At 40.2% G+C, this 15,826-nt stretch carries 14 protein-coding genes and 1 other annotated feature; of the genes, 3 read left to right on the top strand and 11 right to left on the bottom strand.

Features of this window, described 5'->3' with window-relative positions:
• Window positions 1–14: 14 nt before the first annotated feature.
• Window positions 15–1,004, bottom strand: coding sequence for a zinc-binding dehydrogenase (locus MHH46_RS15735; protein WP_076190477.1), 990 nt, complete (start codon window positions 1,002–1,004; stop codon window positions 15–17).
• A gap of 131 nt (window positions 1,005–1,135) precedes the next feature.
• Between MHH46_RS15735 and MHH46_RS15730 the strand changes: the two genes are divergently transcribed.
• The gene (locus MHH46_RS15730; RefSeq protein ID WP_076190480.1) at window positions 1,136–1,990 is read left to right on the top strand and encodes a LysR family transcriptional regulator; all 855 of its coding nucleotides are present in this window, start codon (window positions 1,136–1,138) and stop codon (window positions 1,988–1,990) included.
• A gap of 104 nt (window positions 1,991–2,094) precedes the next feature.
• Here MHH46_RS15730 and MHH46_RS15725 read toward each other — a convergent pair whose 3' ends face one another.
• The 3 genes from MHH46_RS15725 to MHH46_RS15715 form a co-directional block, all read right to left on the bottom strand.
• The gene (locus MHH46_RS15725) at window positions 2,095–2,922 is read right to left on the bottom strand and encodes an SUMF1/EgtB/PvdO family nonheme iron enzyme (protein ID WP_076125583.1); all 828 of its coding nucleotides are present in this window, start codon (window positions 2,920–2,922) and stop codon (window positions 2,095–2,097) included.
• 153 nt (window positions 2,923–3,075) lie between these two features.
• On the bottom strand, window positions 3,076–3,711 hold the full coding sequence (locus MHH46_RS15720) for a glycoside hydrolase family 11 protein (protein ID WP_076190353.1): 636 nt from the start codon (window positions 3,709–3,711) through the stop codon (window positions 3,076–3,078).
• A 252-nt stretch (window positions 3,712–3,963) separates the two neighbouring features.
• Window positions 3,964–4,845 carry an alpha/beta fold hydrolase gene (locus tag MHH46_RS15715; RefSeq protein ID WP_076190482.1) on the bottom strand — a complete coding sequence of 294 codons (882 nt, stop codon included), beginning with the start codon at window positions 4,843–4,845 and terminating at the stop codon, window positions 3,964–3,966.
• Window positions 4,846–5,002: 157 nt separating this feature from the next.
• Here MHH46_RS15715 and MHH46_RS15710 point away from each other — a divergent pair, with 157 nt between their 5' ends.
• Entirely contained in the window at window positions 5,003–5,716 is a 714-nt protein-coding gene (locus tag MHH46_RS15710) for a MerR family DNA-binding transcriptional regulator (RefSeq protein ID WP_076125585.1), read from the top strand.
• A 47-nt stretch (window positions 5,717–5,763) separates the two neighbouring features.
• Here MHH46_RS15710 and MHH46_RS15705 read toward each other — a convergent pair whose 3' ends face one another.
• The 5 genes from MHH46_RS15705 to MHH46_RS15685 form a co-directional block, all read right to left on the bottom strand.
• The gene (locus MHH46_RS15705) at window positions 5,764–6,573 is read right to left on the bottom strand and encodes a GNAT family N-acetyltransferase (RefSeq protein ID WP_076190354.1); all 810 of its coding nucleotides are present in this window, start codon (window positions 6,571–6,573) and stop codon (window positions 5,764–5,766) included.
• 47 nt (window positions 6,574–6,620) lie between these two features.
• Window positions 6,621–6,861: a binding site (T-box leader), on the bottom strand.
• A gap of 103 nt (window positions 6,862–6,964) precedes the next feature.
• Entirely contained in the window at window positions 6,965–7,414 is a 450-nt protein-coding gene (locus tag MHH46_RS15700) for a DUF1569 domain-containing protein (protein WP_076125859.1), read from the bottom strand.
• Between the two features lie 250 nt (window positions 7,415–7,664).
• The gene (locus MHH46_RS15695; protein WP_076190355.1) at window positions 7,665–8,546 is read right to left on the bottom strand and encodes an aminoglycoside phosphotransferase family protein; all 882 of its coding nucleotides are present in this window, start codon (window positions 8,544–8,546) and stop codon (window positions 7,665–7,667) included.
• Between the two features lie 98 nt (window positions 8,547–8,644).
• Complete coding sequence (locus tag MHH46_RS15690; protein ID WP_076184613.1) at window positions 8,645–9,256, bottom strand: hypothetical protein; 612 nt, start codon at window positions 9,254–9,256, stop codon at window positions 8,645–8,647.
• A gap of 300 nt (window positions 9,257–9,556) precedes the next feature.
• Window positions 9,557–9,904 (bottom strand): VOC family protein, encoded by a 348-nt coding sequence (locus tag MHH46_RS15685; protein ID WP_076190357.1) that lies wholly within the window; start codon window positions 9,902–9,904, stop codon window positions 9,557–9,559.
• Window positions 9,905–10,725: 821 nt separating this feature from the next.
• Here MHH46_RS15685 and MHH46_RS15680 point away from each other — a divergent pair.
• Entirely contained in the window at window positions 10,726–13,785 is a 3,060-nt protein-coding gene (locus tag MHH46_RS15680) for an ATP-binding protein (RefSeq protein WP_305954150.1), read from the top strand.
• Window positions 13,786–13,830: 45 nt separating this feature from the next.
• Here the strand turns inward: MHH46_RS15680 and MHH46_RS15675 are convergent, their stop codons facing one another.
• Both MHH46_RS15675 and MHH46_RS15670 read right to left on the bottom strand, forming a co-directional pair.
• Window positions 13,831–14,625, bottom strand: coding sequence for an SDR family NAD(P)-dependent oxidoreductase (locus MHH46_RS15675; RefSeq protein WP_076125594.1), 795 nt, complete (start codon window positions 14,623–14,625; stop codon window positions 13,831–13,833).
• Between the two features lie 166 nt (window positions 14,626–14,791).
• Window positions 14,792–15,817 (bottom strand): AraC family transcriptional regulator, encoded by a 1,026-nt coding sequence (locus MHH46_RS15670; RefSeq protein ID WP_076190359.1) that lies wholly within the window; start codon window positions 15,815–15,817, stop codon window positions 14,792–14,794.
• Between the last annotated feature and the right edge of the window lie 9 nt (window positions 15,818–15,826).

Below are 15,826 nucleotides of genomic sequence, written 5' to 3'. Positions count from 1 at the left end.
ATAAGGGACTCCGCTCATTCTATTCTTATCGCGATATTACCAAATTGTTCTCCCTGCTGCATTCGGTGAAAGGCTTGAACTGTGTCTTGTAAAGGATACACTCGATCAATGATAGGTCGAATCGAATGGTGTTCCATAAACTGAAGCATATCCGCAAACTCTTCACTACTTCCCATTGAACTACCTATGATACTAATTTGCGTGAAAAATATGGCTCGCGTCGGGATTTCGATTCGATCTCCTGAGCTTGCACCAAACGTAACAATACGTCCATTGGGTTTAATAATATCAAAGTAATGTGGGAACGTCGCAGGCCCAATGCTGTCGAGGATGAGATGAACGGTGTCTCCTTTCATGCTTTCCTTCCAGTTGCTATGACTGTCGAACGCATGATCAGCTCCATGAGCGAGTGCAGCTTGTCTTTTCGTTTCACTGCGTGAAGTGACACTGATACGTGCACCCACCGCTGAAGCCATCATCATGGCATAAGTCGCAACCCCACCACCAATGCCAGGTATAAGAACATGTTCACCTTTCTTTAAGCGGCCTCTAGTGAATAGCGCCCGATAGGCTGCTAAGGCAGATAAGGGCAGCACGCCGGCTTCTTCCCATGACAGGTAAGCTGGCTTGCTGATGGCATTTTGCGCAGGAATGATGATTGACTCAGCGAATGTGCCTTCTGAAGGTCCCCCAACAATGGCTGGAACGTTTGGAACATTATCGGTATGTTCCCATCCGATGCACGGATTAATGATGACATCTTCACCTACATTATGATCAAGCACACCTTCACCTATTGCTTCAATTCTCCCCGCACCATCAGAACCGATAATCAAAGGAACATCCTGTTTTGTTCTGGCATCCATGATAAACAAGTCCCTGTGGTTTAGCCCTGCAGCCTTTAACCTAACCTTCACTTCTCCAATCCCCGGTCTTTTATCCATAATCTCTTTATAGTTCAAGCCCTTCAGGCCACCTTCTCCAGCATGTATAATGGCTTTCATCATCTAAGCCCCTTCCTCAAGTTGTTATTAATGAATCTATAATAAATTTTACATAGTGGGTGTAATCCAGTAAAATGATCAAAACTGAAGGTGACTATCATAAATCATCATACCAAGAAGGTGCAAAGGAAATGGAAAGTGGAGATTTGAGAATATTTCAAGCGGTTGCTCGCGAGGGTAGCATAACGAAGGCTGCTCAAGTCTTGAATTATGTCCAATCAAATGTGACGAACCGGATTCAGTATCTAGAAGCTCAGCTGAAAATCCCCCTATTTCGTCGATCCAATCGAGGGATGACGTTAACGCCGGCAGGTGAGAACTTACTGGCCTATACAGACAAAATATTATTACTAATGGACGAGGCTGTGATAACCACACAATACTCTGAGCACCCTGCTGGTCCGCTCCGTTTAGGTTCCATCGAAACAACAGCGGCTACTCATCTAACGCCTCTGCTAACCGAATATCACTTACGATATCCCGATGTTAATCTATCGCTTATAACGGGAGAAACGCATAAACTCTTACAAAAGGTGCTTGATTACCAACTAGATGGAGCCTTTGTTTATGGGCCCATTGACCAGCCTGATATAGAACATGTTGTTGCTTTCGAAGAGGAGCTGGTGCTTATCTCACAACCAGGTAAGAGCGATATGCGCGAATTGCTTACAAAGCCAATGTTGTTTTTCGACGTCGGATGTACACATCGCGCCAAAGCTGAGAGTTTCCTAAATGAAAGTGGGATGAGCTCTTATAAGATTATGGAATACGGAACGTTAGATGTAATTCTAAGTGGGGTTACCGCTGGACTCGGCGTGTCTATGCTGCCCCAATCTTCGATTTCCAAGGCTGAAGAGGCGGGAGTAATTACTTCCCACCGTCTGCCTGAAGGATATCGAGATTTGCAGGTATGGTTTGTGTATCGCCGGAACGCGGTTTTTTCTAGTGCGTTTTCAAAACTAATCCAAATGATCGAAGAAATATAGCAAACATACATATTGGGGTTTGGTTATATTCGAGCGCAAAGCTTGTTTATTAATCAAACCCTTTTCAGCTTTTTCCGATTATACTTGGTATGTCTTGTTCCCCTCTACTCACCACGAATTACTCGAAAACCTTGATCAGGACCCATACCATTCGCTTCGAACTTTCCCCGAAAAGAAATCTCGTTGTTGCTGATACCGCCGATCCACCCGCCACCCTTTACAACCCGGAAAGAACCGCTCTTACTATCTATATCTCCGTACCAGTTCCAACACCATTCCCTTACATTCCCTGACATATCGTAAAGACCTAGCTCATTAGGTTTTTTGCCACCGATAGATTTTGTTTTGTTGTGGTTGTTTTCTATGATCGGCCAGTTCCAATCTCCTGATAAGTATTTGTCTCCAGCATTTTGCCAATACCATGCTACTTCATCTGCTTTATTGCTTCCACTGTAGGTGTAACTTTTGCTCAACTGTCCTCCACTTGCAGCATATTCCCACTCTGCTTCAGTAGGCAATCGGTAACCATTAGCTCCTGCATTGAGCGTTACTGTCCATTTTAAATTATCGTTATCACTCTTATTATTCGGATCTTTTTTATTTTTATCTATATTGTAATAGGGTTTGAACCCCTCTTTTATACTTCTTTTATTACAGTAATCTATTACGTCATACCAATTAACCATTTCTACTGGCAAGTTGTCGCCTTTGAATGCTGAAGGGTTGCTTCCCATTATTTCAACCCACTCTTTCTGAGTCACTTCATATTGGCCGATATAGAAATTTGATATAGTTGTACTTTTGTAGTTGGAATTTGTGTTAATGAAAGTCCCGCCTTTGACTAATACATAAGTATCCTTATGTTCAGGCTTTTCTTGCGAACAAGCGCTGATAACAACTACTATTAAAAGAGAAATTAATAGTTTTCTCATGGATATATCTCCTTTCCAACCACTGGTATGTAGTTAAGTATCATTTGTTGAATGATCTAAGGCTGCCGGCTGTGGACCGACAACCTTAGCAATGATAGTGATTAATAGTTATTTTAATAATCTGGAGATGCCTGAGCTGGTCCGATGCTCAAGTTACCATACTGTTACGTTTGAGCTCCCGCTACTTTGATATCCTTCTGTCGCTAACACCTGATAAGACCAACTGCTGCCCAGATTCATTCCGTAACTTTTCCAAGCATTAACGTGGTTGGCAAAAGTGATCGCAACATTGCTTCCAGTTGCTCGCTTGGATTGTCTTACACTCCAAAACTGTGTGAAGGTTGCCGTACCATCAATAGAAGGGGCGTTCGTTCTCGTAGTCGTATATATATCATATGTGCCTCCATCACTGGTCACGGTACCTTTATAAGTTCCAGTAGGTCTATAAGTGCCCCAGCTATCAACGACGTAATATTCTATGAGGGAGTTTCTCGTCCACCCATAAAGAGTTAAATACCCATTGCCGGATGGTGCCCAGACGCCTGCATTGTAGTTTATTGTTCTAGATGGAGATCCAGTATTCCAACCTTTACCAACAACAAAGTTACCAGTATTTGACCATGTAACACTGTAATTCCCACCAGATCCATTAGTAGCATTTACTGTCCCGCCACCATCGGTCCAATTTTGCCAATAGTCTGTCGCTGCACTTGAGGTTGCTGCAAACAAGCTGAAACTCATTGTAGCTGCCATAATTACAGTCACGATTTTCTTGTTAAATTTAAACATAATCTACCTCCTGAAATTTTTTGTCACTACATACCTACATACTGCTTGTCTGTATTTCTAGTAGTCGAAGCAATTCCTTGTTGGGGCAGATTCGCAACACCACTTCCTTCCATATATATTAATGTAAGCGATTACATATGGAATCTTATCATAGATCGTTTACTATTTAATCTCTTCAAATTAAAGATTTTACCCTAAAAAGTATTGTTCTTTTGGGATACCTTATTCACTGGATTTTTGTATCTGCCACAATTACAATCCAGTATTTTTTAGTAACACGTTCATAAACCAAGGCTTAATCAGTGGTAAGACTACTGCTGGTTGCATAGCTTTTGTATGGTCCATCTCGGCTCCCGTAAGGATTTCAACATCCCAACCTAAATCAGCCAGCGTCTCCTTATTTCTTTTTAACAACCCGACGATGTCAACGGTAACGTTCCCGAAATTTTCACCGTAAACGATCGTATCATTTCCACCTGCAAAAGCTAGTTTAGGGAGACTAAGCAAATGTTGAATACTGCGATCATCAAAGGCTGTAAGGCTCTGATATAGAGTGACAAATTGTGCTGTAACACGGGTATCTATGGTAACCTTTATATTGTCCCAATCCATTTCGTTTGGACTCTCCGGTCCTGCTGGGCTTTCCACAGGATCATTTTGGTTACTCAAAGCTTGTGTATGTGTTTTATGGGTCACAACCCTCATTTCTTGATAGGGGCCATTATAGGGTGGAAAACCTCCCATTACCAAACTCTCCAAGCGATCTGTTCTTATAGCCATTTGCAATCCAATCAACGCAAGCCAGGAATAACCGTAGTAACTAAAGCTTGTAACATTCATTTCATCCGCAATGTGGAGAAGATCCTTCACAATATGATCTGCTGTTAGATTTTCCTCTGGATATTGAAATAGATGACCTTCATAATCGAAATAAAGCACTTGAAACGTATCCGCAAGTCCTTCAACAAAATGTTTGCCTAATTCGGGATTTACTCCCCACAGCTTTAAGTTTTCTGCTTCCTGATTGTACACAGATTTTTTAGCAATGGGTAACATGAGGGTTGGACAATCTGGAAGTCCTGCCATACCTACTTCTATTTCTGATTGATTTGCTAATTGTATTATCTTTTTCAATGAACTCACTCCTTTATGTTCTATAAAAGTATCATATAACATTCATGCAATCTTTCGGTTTATCCCTCTACCTCCCTTGATATATCTACCTAAATTCGATTTAATATTGTTGTAGCACTTGAATGTTCAACTTTAATGTTTTGGGGTGATGATGTTTATGGAAGAGATATATACACCTACACTGATAGCTAAGCAATTAAATGTGAGTACCACTACTTTAAGGAGATACGAAGATCAAGGTTTAATTCCAGATGTACCAAGGACCGCCAGCAACCGCAGATGTTACACTTCCATCCATGTGCAAGCTTTTATTACCATTCGGGCATTATTGCAGGGATATGAAATTCCGGTTGTGTACGATGTGATGAGGAAGATAAAAGGCCAGCAGATGGAGTCTGCTCTTTGGGCAATCAATCAAGAGCAACATAATACCCAAGTGGAAAAAGAAAGGTTAGAGGAAGTCTTACGCATGTTTCGGGATGTTGATTTATCTAAATACAAAGATTTAACTGTATCAGATTCAATGACGATTGGTGAAGTTGCACAAATGGCAGGAGTTAATCCATCAGCTATTCGGCATTGGGAACAAGAAGGGCTAATCTCTTCGAATAGGAACAAAGATAATGGCTACAGAGTCTTCACTTTAACGGAATTAAGAAAAATTATTCTTATCAGCAGTTTAAGGAAAACTGTTTATTATATCGAGAATATGAAACAGCTTTTGAATGAAATAGAAACACATAACTACAAAAAAGTGGAGATATCCTTTCAGCTTGCCTTACAAAAATTGAATTCTCAATTAATGAAGCAATTTTTCGCGATAGCTGAACTTACAAACTATGTGAAATTGTATAAAAGTAATGCCGAGTAACATATTGATCATAGAAAATGGACTACCTTGCGGTAGCCCTTTTGTGCCTATTTGAACTTGATGTCAACAATCTTCCCGCTTTCCACAAAACCAATATTTCGATAAACCTTATTCGAGTCAGGATTCTTTAAATCAGCATAAAGCATGGGCACTAAATTCTCCGATAAAAGAACGGAACATAACTCTGCTACTAGTGCACTTGCATAACCCTTTTTCCGGCAAGACGGTGGTGTGTATACCGCATTTAATCTGGAATATCTTGCCGACCTATGTGCAATGTACGCCATCGATACAGGTTTATCGTCTACAAACCATATATACAAGTCCCCTGTCTCAATCATCCTCTTGGCATCTAGAATTTTAGCTTCTGGGTTCACCCTAACCCCATAAGCCCCCTCTGAGAAACCCGCCAAAAACTCTGCTACAATGGCCAGGTTTTTTCTCGTTGCTTGTTGCATTGTACCCTTTACGTTCAACGGTTTCTTTGGATCTGTACAGAAATAAGATTCTATAGTCATCGTGGTCTCATATTGAAGATGATTTGCCTGAGAATACAGCTGTGCAAAACGTTCTGTTGTTTTTGGTTCTCCAGATACTCCCGGTAATGTAGTCTCTTTAAGAAATTCTATAAGTTCTTCGTAGAGAACGGCCTTCTTATCCTCGACAATATCCTTAGAACTCCAAAGCCATGCGTTATGTCCCGTTGACTGGGCATAAATCATTGTTTCATCAGAATCTTTTAAGCAAGTAGAACTCTTCGACTCGCAAATAAGGTGAATCAGGTTGTATTGAACCTCATCAGCAATAAACATATCCTGGCTAAGTATTCGATCGGAGACATTGATTTTTTGAAACATTGTTACTCCTCCTTATTTATTTATAAGAACGCAAAAAACTCCGTCCCATTAGGGACGGAGTAGATTCCGCGTTACCACCCTGATTGGTGTATTTATGAATACACCCTCTCTGCTGCCATCGTCCAACAACGATGCTTCTTTGTAACGGCAGAATCCCGGGCCCGCCTACTATGATTTCGGGAGCCAGCTCTGAGGCGATTGTTCGATTCGGGTGTCCTCTGCCTCGCACCAACCGGCAGTTCTCTGATCGACATATCCGGATTTACTTGTCCTCTTCGTCGCATTTGATTGCAATGTAATTAGATACAATATAAAGTAATAGGGATTTTATGTCAATAAAAAATATGTAAGTTGGCGACGTTAAACAATTATTATTCACTGCGAAAAAATACTAAACACCAAATTGTCTTAAATGATGGTCTAGATGTTTATAAATCCCTTTACCCCATTGCTCCGGAGTGAATTTCCCGAAAAAAGGATGTGGATGGGATGAACAATTCTCCGGACCGTTACTTTGAAAAGTTATAATCTTTTGTTTCAGTATTTCTTTTTCTTTTCCAAAATCTCTATCATCTAAAATAAGTATGGTCGGAATTGTTGACATATTATGTGGTACTGGCTTGTCATTGTAAAAAATAGATTTCACAAACCCTCCTATTAATATTCCTAGCCAACTTCTAGGAGGAAAGGAGTTTCCATTTGCGATGTCTTGAAATGCTGAACAGTGAGCCAACATTTGAGAAACATTCATTTTTCCCCACTGTGGGTTTGAATTTGGACTTAAATTCTCGATACGGCTCAGTATTTCCGCTGTATGTAATTTGTTATATATATTTTCCATAAACACACTTCCATTACGTTTTTTGGGTTTTCGATTTTTTCATTATTAGGTCTGATGATCCATATATCACGATAAGCTATTGTATTCATGATTGCATCATAATAATTTTACAGTATACTGCCGATCAAATATTCGCCATTTCCATTATTCTATCCTTTATTCACTATCATGTCCTTTAATGTAATAAAGCTATCCATCATGCAGGTAGCTCCTCGTCTTAAACTGTCTTTAAATATCGTTTCCCGTTAGTTCAACAATCTACGGATTTCTGCAATACAGAAATACTTTCCTTTAGGAACACCCTATTCTTTTCAATCCCTCTATTTTTACACCAGACAACAGCACCAAAAGCATCGTAAAAATCATAAAAGGGTAGTATTGTTTCCAAATCCATTAGAGGACGAATTGTTGAATATCCCTCTTTATACGAAATTCTACTTTGAGGATTCACTTCCCAAACATATCGGTTAATTTTTGTGAAATCAATTTCAGAGGATCCACTCCGTGCACTCTCAAAATCAATAATTCCAACAACCATATTATTATTTGTTAGTATATTACCTTGTCGAAAATCCATATGAACAACACACGGGCCATCAGGAGGAGGTAAAACTGAGAAAGCACCCTCAAAGTAATTAATACATTTTTCGAAAAGTCCTCTCTCAAGGACTTGCTTGCAAGGTTCTATAAATTTTTCAAAGCTATTTCTTATATAAAGTCTCCAATTGTTCTGATTAAAAAATTGAAAACCGTCTAATCCTTCCACACCATATCCCGGCATTTTAACTTCATGCAGCTTTGCGTGAAGTACCCCAATTTGAAATGCTAATTCATCGTCAATAGCACCTGTACATGGTATACCTTTAATCTCAGATAAAAGTAATGCACCAGAAATTAAGTCATCCCCACTCCAGAAGTCTAACACCTTTGGAACCGGTAATACCTCCCTCAACAGTTCAAGCATACGATATTCGCGATATACTTTATCCCTGTTATAAGGGATCTTCGCATACACCGTTTCTCCATTAGTAAGATTCAGCTTGTATACTTGTGAACTAAAGGACTCAGGAACATTATCTATACTTAATACATTAAGGTTAAATCTTTTTATGATTGTTTCTACTAAGTTCAACTCGCACCTCACATGTTATGAATGAATAGTAATTAGTTCAGCTATCTTATTCTTAATTTTATTGAACTATCCTAACCATTAGTGCAATAAAATTACACTTAGCCCTTTTTCCTTCTTGCTCTCAGGTAAATGACCGAAATCACTACTAGTCCTATTGCAATTACAATATACAAATCAATATCCTGCTCAAACATTAACCACATCTTATATTCTAGGTGTACTTGCTGTTTGGGTCGAAGTCCTTCACCGAATAGTTCTGTTGCTTGGTTAAGGTTATTCATTTCAATTGTTGAACTGCATGGACTACTGCTTGATTCGCCATCCACTTCGCTAATGTATATTAAGTATTTATTACCTTCCTTGAAATCAAAACCCCAAGTGTAGTCTGTTCTCACAATAATTTGAGAGTCAACTTCAGTTTTCCAACTTCGTTCAACATCCACTAATATATATCTGATTTTCTCTTTTGGCCCCGTAAATCCTTCTTGTTTCAAATCGACCTTTATTTGTTTTACTTCACCGTAAATAGCTCCGCCGTAGACCTCTAGGGCTTCTTGGGGACTTCCTAACTCGACACAGGATAAAGCTTTAGCATCTTGTCCATTTGCAATAAAGAATGCGAAAGTGAATAAACATATTAACGTGATTAAACGAAGTTTCAATTTACCACCTACTCTTATGATTTTATTACATAACTTCTTTATTGACATAAGTTATAGGTAAAATGTTGCACTAATTTTCCAATTCCTTCAATGAAATAGGGAGTACACCTCGACGGTATGCTCCCTATTTGGGTTGACAATAGTATTTCGTTGGCCGTGGATGCAGCGCAAGCGCCGCACCTCAGAATATAAAAGTTAAAGTTCTTCCTGGGAGCTGAAAACTTTGAAGAAATATTCCCCACGGATTTGACAACTTTATTCCCTAATACATTTACAATTAGATGTTGAACTGAGCGTTTTTATTAAACTAACGCACCTGTTAGCTCAATAGCAATGATGTGCAACTCCTTACTTCTCCCAAAGCTCGATCAGTCGACCTTCTGGGTCTTCAATCCAAATAAACTTTCCAAATTCACTAATCTCTATTTTCTTTGCAAGAGGTACACCAATCTGTTCAAAATGCTTAATCGTCTCATTTAGATCATACACTTGGAAATTTAACATCACTTGTTGTTCTATTGGAAAATAACTGTCATCCTCGGTAAAGAAAGAAAAAATAGTCTCATTTCCCACTTGAGGTTTTATCACAGTCCCATTCCAATTCTCAATGTCAAGCTTCAACACCTCACTGTACCACTTTTTTGTAGCTTCAAGATTTTTAGTTCTCCAGAATATTCCTCCGAAACCTTTAATCATCGTATCTACACTCCTGTCTGCATTGAATTTTCTAATAATATACCCTTTAGGATTAAGGAGAATCCACCGTTAACCTCCTTTCAATACATCGAATGGTAGTGCCAACGGGTATTCAATATCACATTCAACAATAAACGAGAAGCCAAGCATATAACAAATGGCATTAGAAGCAGGAGTGAAGTCTATCGGACCCTATAGTCGCTATTAACCATAATCCGGCTCATTTGAGAACCTATCGGACTCTATAGTCGCTATTGGCTCGAAAAGCCCTCATATCGCGCATGTTTGGAACAAATAACGCCTCTGGGGTCCGAAACACTTCTCAAAAGCCAAAATTCAGCCAAATAGCTGCATCTGAGTCCGATCGCTCATGGTGAAGAGAGAGTGTAGGGAATACAAAACGCACAACAAGCAGCATAGTCGCACATCCGGAATCACAGACGCCAAACCAGCAGCATAGTCACACATTAGGTAACACAGACGCCAAACCAGCAGCCAAATAGCACATCCGGTAATCCAGACGCCCAACAGAGAAGCACCAATCAAGTATCCGAGTGTTCGTGTGTTCGTGTGTTCGTGTGTTCGAGTACGCAAATGTTCAAGGAGATACATCATGCTTCTTCCATGTGGAGAACATTCCTCTTAGCCCCACGCAGTGTCCGTTGCTCATTACTTCTCCTTCTTATGTAAATAATCTTCATTTTAGATTCTAGATTAGAATTATTTGCTATAATGTTCTCATGAAAAATAAAACTATCCTAAACAAATTAGCTATCATTCTACTTTTTATAAGCATTCTCTTTGGCCTACGCTGCATTTGGTTGAGTCTATTTAAGGTTTCCGACACTGTACCTGTGATTAACAATGGGGTACTGGATTTACGCGGCCAGGATCTGGAGCAGGCTAACTTATTCAGGCTGGATGGTGAATGGAGCTTCTATCCTTCGCAATTCGTTTCATCGAAGACTTCTACTCTACCAAAGCTATCCCACTCGCTTCAAGTTCCTGGAAATTGGAGCCATGTTATGGGAAGCGATCAGAATTCTTCTTATGGTTATGGTACGTATCGTCTGCGAATTTTGGTAGACCCGCTTCAGCAACCTGTCTCTTTCTGGATCAAACAAATTTATTCCGCTTCCAGTGTGGAGATTAACGGCACTCCTATTCTCAATAATGGGGTAATAGCTCTTGATGCCGATACATATGTACCCAAAACCACCTCATATACAACAGCTTATTTTTCAAAAAACACCACAGTGATAGATGTATTTATTCACGTAGCTAACTTTGATCACCCCTATAAGGGCGGTATAAAAGGTCCTATTTTCTTTGGTTCTCAGGAACTCATTGACCGGACATACTTTTACACTGTCGGATTTCAAATGCTTACAGCAATTATCTTACTACTGCATGGGCTTTATGCCTGTATTCTGTACTTATTTAATCCTAAAGAACGTGCTCTGTTTCTTGTAGGGTTAATGACCTTATCTGTAGCTGTAATCCTTTTAGCTCGAAATGACAACTTAGTGCTTTCATTACTGCCGATTAATTATACTTGGTCCTTAAAAATCCGTTTGATCGCCTTCTTATGGCAAAACCTTTTTATTCTGCTTGTTTTCAGGAAATTCACCTCAGGTGCCAAAGTCAACAAGTGGTTACGTGCTTACACATGGTGTCTTTTCCTTTATACCTTGTTTATATTTATTGTCCCTGCTTATTTAGTCAGCACATCCATTCATTTGGGAATCATTCAAGTGTTCCAGTATATTCCCTTCATTTGGTTGCTCTATAGCTTAGGGCGCTTATTGTTCAAAAAGCAAGATGATAAAGATGTTGTTTTTCTGCTGTTATCAGGTGCGGCGATCGTTTCTAATTTGTTATGGAATTTGTGGGATAGTAACGGACACTATTCAATTGTCTATTATCCTTTGGATATTATCGCAGCCATCGTGGGCTTCTCAGCTTATTGGTTTAAAAAGTATTTTCAAAATGCTAAAGAGAACATGGAACTAAATGAGCAGCTGAAAAAAGCAGACAAACTTAAGGACCAGTTTCTCGCTAATACCTCACATGAGCTGCGTACACCGCTTCACGGAATCATGAATATCGCGCAAAATATTGTCACAAAAGAAAAGGACAGACTTTTCGAAAGCAGCCGTCAAGATATGGAACTGCTGATTACAATCAGCCGCCGTATGTCTCATATGCTTGGTGATCTACTGGATGTGGTCCGTCTTCAAGAGCATCGTGTTATTTTACAACAGGAACCTATTTCGGTTCAATCGGTAGTTCCCGGTGTGATTAGTATGCTTCAATATATGATTGAAGGTAAGCCAGTCCAGCTATCTATGGATATCCCGGAAGCTATGCCGCCAGTTCTTGCGGACGAGAAAAGACTGGTGCAGGTTTTATTAAATCTGGTGCACAACGCGCTCAAATACACCGAAGCAGGACTTGTAGCTGTTAAGGCTGAGGAACAGGACGGACAGGTTCTTATCTATGTGACAGATACCGGAGTAGGCATGACTGAAGAGACTATGGCACGGATATTTCTACCCTATGAGCAAGGCCCTCACGGAATAAATGACGGGCGTGGAATTGGGCTGGGATTAAGCATATGCCGGCAGCTGGTAGAACTGCATGGGAGCAGCCTAAGCATTCAATCTGAGCTTGGTAAAGGTTCAACTTTTAGTTTCACACTCTCTCTTGCCGATTCTTACAGCGAACAGATAATAAGACAGACGGAACCTACAGTTTCGTATATGGCAGATGAGATTCATAGACAGATGGCTGAGTGGGGAATTTCCGAACACCAGCCAAGTAATCACTCTGAAAAAATTCCGCCGCTTTTTACAGAGATGAAGGTAAATATTCTGGTGGTAGATGATGATCCTGTCAATCTGAATGTACTAAAGGGTATTCTTGAAACCGAACCTTATATCATAACTACCGTGAACTCAGCCCATGAAGCATTGGAATTGTTGGATAAAAGGAACTGGGACTTACTTATTGGCGATGTTATGATGCCACAGATGTCGGGATACGAATTAACACAGAAGGTTCGTACTCGTTACTCCTTATATGAGCTCCCGATTCTACTGCTTACTGCCCGTAGTCAGCCTGAGGATATTTATACTGGATTTTTGTCCGGTGCCAATGATTATGTCACAAAACCTGTAGATGCAGTGGAGCTTAAATACCGTATTCGGGCTTTAACTGCGATGAAGCTATCCTTCAATGAACGGGTGCGGATAGAAGCAGCCTATCTACAAGCACAGATACAACCGCATTTTTTATTCAATACGTTGAACTCTATTGCCGCACTCAGTGATTTGGATACTAAAAAAATGCAGGAGCTCATTGGCGCGTTTACTTCTTTCTTAAGAATCAGTTTTGACTTTTTAAATATCGGAGAGCTCGTGAGCCTCTCCCATGAACTGGAATTGGTAGAATCTTATCTGTATATTGAACAGACTCGATTTGCAGAAAGGATATCTGTTGTCTGGAAGGTAGATCCGAATATTGACATCCTAATTCCTCCTCTATCCATCCAACCGTTGGTAGAAAATGCTGTTAAGCACGGTATACTTAAGCGCCAACAGGGTGGAACTGTTCAAATACGTATTATCCGTCTGCACAAGACTGTAAAGATTGAAGTGGAGGATGATGGGCAAGGCATGGATTCCGGGACCCTCTCTTTACTGCTGAAGCCATTGATGGAAGGCAAAGGTGGCATCGGGCTGGCCAACACCCATAGGAGGTTAAGTCAATTATATGGTCAAGGTCTCTCGATCCAGAGTAAGCCTGGAGAAGGCACCTTGGTATCCTTTGTTGTACCAGAGGACAGTGATAACTTTTCAAGCAAAAAAGCCGCTCCATAAGGAGCGGCTTTTTTGTATCGTTATCTCTTTCCTTTTAGAGTAAGCTTAAAAAATAGTCGGCACCATTCCCCCATCCATGCGAATTGGAGAACCTTTAAATGCAGAGGCATAAGGACTGCATACAAATGCTGCTAGTCTGCCTATTTCAAAAGGTTTAATAAATCGTTGTATTTCAGATTGAGGAAGATTTGTAGTCATGAATTTTCTTTCTTTTTCTGAAAAAGTCATATCTTCATTGGAGTATATCCCATCAATAATTTGATGCACATTTTCAGAAAGTGTTGGTCCTGGCATGATTGTATTGACTGTAACTTCAGTTCCTATCGTTAACTTAGATAAGCTTTTTGACAATGATAATAACATTGATTTGGTCATTGCATATTGAGGCATTTGGCCTGAAGGCATAATGGCTTCTTCACTAGCAATAAAGAGAATGCGGCCATAATCTTTTTGTAACATTTTAGGTAAATAGAATTTTGTTAATCCATTCGCAGCAAGGACATTAGTACGGAAGTATTTTTCGAATATTTCGTCGTCAACGTCCTCATATTTCATAATTTCATAGATACCCATATTATTAACTAAAATATCTATATTAGGGTATTTTTCGAATAAGGCTTCTCTTTGTTCAATATTCACAATATCCGCTGTAGCATTTTGTGGAGAGGTAGCCGGGAAATTTGACTTTATTTCATTTACAGTTTGTTCTACCTGATCATAATTCCGTCCATTAATTAGTACATTAACTCCTTCTTTAGCAAGTTCAAAGGCGATTGCTTTGCCAATACCTTTTGTTGATCCTGTAATTAAAGCTGTTTTATTATTTAATCCCATATCCATATTACATTTCTCCTTTTATCACGGCGTGCTGAGTAGTTGTCATTTTAAGAACAGTCCTGTGTGCCGGCTAGGATTATATTATCGTACCGGGGTTGTTCAGTAACTAGCGGATTGCGCCAAAGTTCTTGTTTAACACGCCAATGATAAATCTCTGAAAATACTGTCTTTATGAAGAGGGTATCGAGTTTAAACCTAAATGTTCAGTACGCCAATTTGAAGGAGTATCACCTTCCCAAAGACGGAAGGCACGGTAGAACGAGTTCTGGTCTTCATATCCAATCAAGAAAGCCACTTCTTTAATATCAAGCGATGGATCTGCCAGATACTCTCGTGCTTGCTCATGTCTAGCTTGTGTCAGCAATTGCTTGAAGCTTGTGTTTTCTTCAGTAAGCCTGCGTTGCAACGTACGGTCACTCATACTTAATGCCTTCGCAACAGCATAAATGTCAGGGCGTCCTCCGCTGAAGCTGCGTTTCATGATCCATTTGACCCTCTCGGTTATAGAGCGAGTGCCCTTCTGTTCAGCAAGCGTCCGGTCCAAAACGGGAGTCAGAATCTCCAGCAGCTCTTCGTTGTACGAGATAAAAGGCCGATCCAAATCATTTCGACGCAACGTCAAACGATTATATTGAGCACCTATCTGAATTCGGCAGCCGAAATAAGCTTCAAGAATCTTTACATTTCCTATAGGCTGTGAAAACTCGACAAGCTGTGCTGTCAAAGGTAGGCCTGTGCCTCGCCGCCCAAGCTCTAGAAGAAATGCCAAAGTGAGGCCTAGTAGCAGCGGTGGACCAAAATGCCCGGGATGCTGCCATTCCAATTCGATTGTACATAGCTCGCCTTCTTCGGTAAAACGCAAGCTTTCAGGAGGGCACATTTGTTTGTATCGTACCATTCGCTTAAGAGCATCGCGATAGTCCTTAGCATGGTATGTTGCTAAGACCGTAGGCGGATATTGTGTAGTTTCAAAGACGGTTGCAAGCTTAATGATTCCTTCGGCTGGATCCCCAATGAGATCGGAATATGCCTGCCAGACTGCGAAATATTGGGCGGTGGTGACTTCTGACTCTGTGATCTGGCTAAGTGGAAGATTTGCTTTGCTGGCTACATCTTGTGCAGTTATTCCTAATTGACTTAATCCAGCCCAAAATCCTGGTGGGATTTTAATTTGATCAGAGGTATGAGACTTCATACATATGGA

The organism is Paenibacillus sp. FSL H8-0175, from assembly GCF_045040615.1.
Lineage (GTDB): Bacteria > Bacillota > Bacilli > Paenibacillales > Paenibacillaceae > Paenibacillus_AQ > Paenibacillus_AQ odorifer.
The sequence above is the reverse complement of the archived record's forward strand: the minus strand, read 5'-3'. Positions and strand labels throughout refer to the sequence as shown.

What these genes read in the sequence shown, in the direction of transcription:
- MHH46_RS15735 (WP_076190477.1), bottom strand. Translation starts at nt 1,004, where the DNA reads ATGAAAGCCATTATACATGCTGGAGAAGGTGGCCTGAAGGGCTTGAAC.
- MHH46_RS15730 (WP_076190480.1), top strand. Translation starts at nt 1,136, where the DNA reads ATGGAAAGTGGAGATTTGAGAATATTTCAAGCGGTTGCTCGCGAGGGT.
- MHH46_RS15725 (WP_076125583.1), bottom strand. Translation starts at nt 2,922, where the DNA reads ATGAGAAAACTATTAATTTCTCTTTTAATAGTAGTTGTTATCAGCGCT.
- MHH46_RS15720 (WP_076190353.1), bottom strand. Translation starts at nt 3,711, where the DNA reads ATGTTTAAATTTAACAAGAAAATCGTGACTGTAATTATGGCAGCTACA.
- MHH46_RS15710 (WP_076125585.1), top strand. Translation starts at nt 5,003, where the DNA reads ATGGAAGAGATATATACACCTACACTGATAGCTAAGCAATTAAATGTG.
- MHH46_RS15705 (WP_076190354.1), bottom strand. Translation starts at nt 6,573, where the DNA reads ATGTTTCAAAAAATCAATGTCTCCGATCGAATACTTAGCCAGGATATG.
- MHH46_RS15700 (WP_076125859.1), bottom strand. Translation starts at nt 7,414, where the DNA reads ATGGAAAATATATATAACAAATTACATACAGCGGAAATACTGAGCCGT.
- MHH46_RS15690 (WP_076184613.1), bottom strand. Translation starts at nt 9,256, where the DNA reads ATGTCAATAAAGAAGTTATGTAATAAAATCATAAGAGTAGGTGGTAAA.
- MHH46_RS15685 (WP_076190357.1), bottom strand. Translation starts at nt 9,904, where the DNA reads ATGATTAAAGGTTTCGGAGGAATATTCTGGAGAACTAAAAATCTTGAA.
- MHH46_RS15675 (WP_076125594.1), bottom strand. Translation starts at nt 14,625, where the DNA reads ATGGATATGGGATTAAATAATAAAACAGCTTTAATTACAGGATCAACA.
- MHH46_RS15670 (WP_076190359.1), bottom strand. Translation starts at nt 15,817, where the DNA reads ATGAAGTCTCATACCTCTGATCAAATTAAAATCCCACCAGGATTTTGG.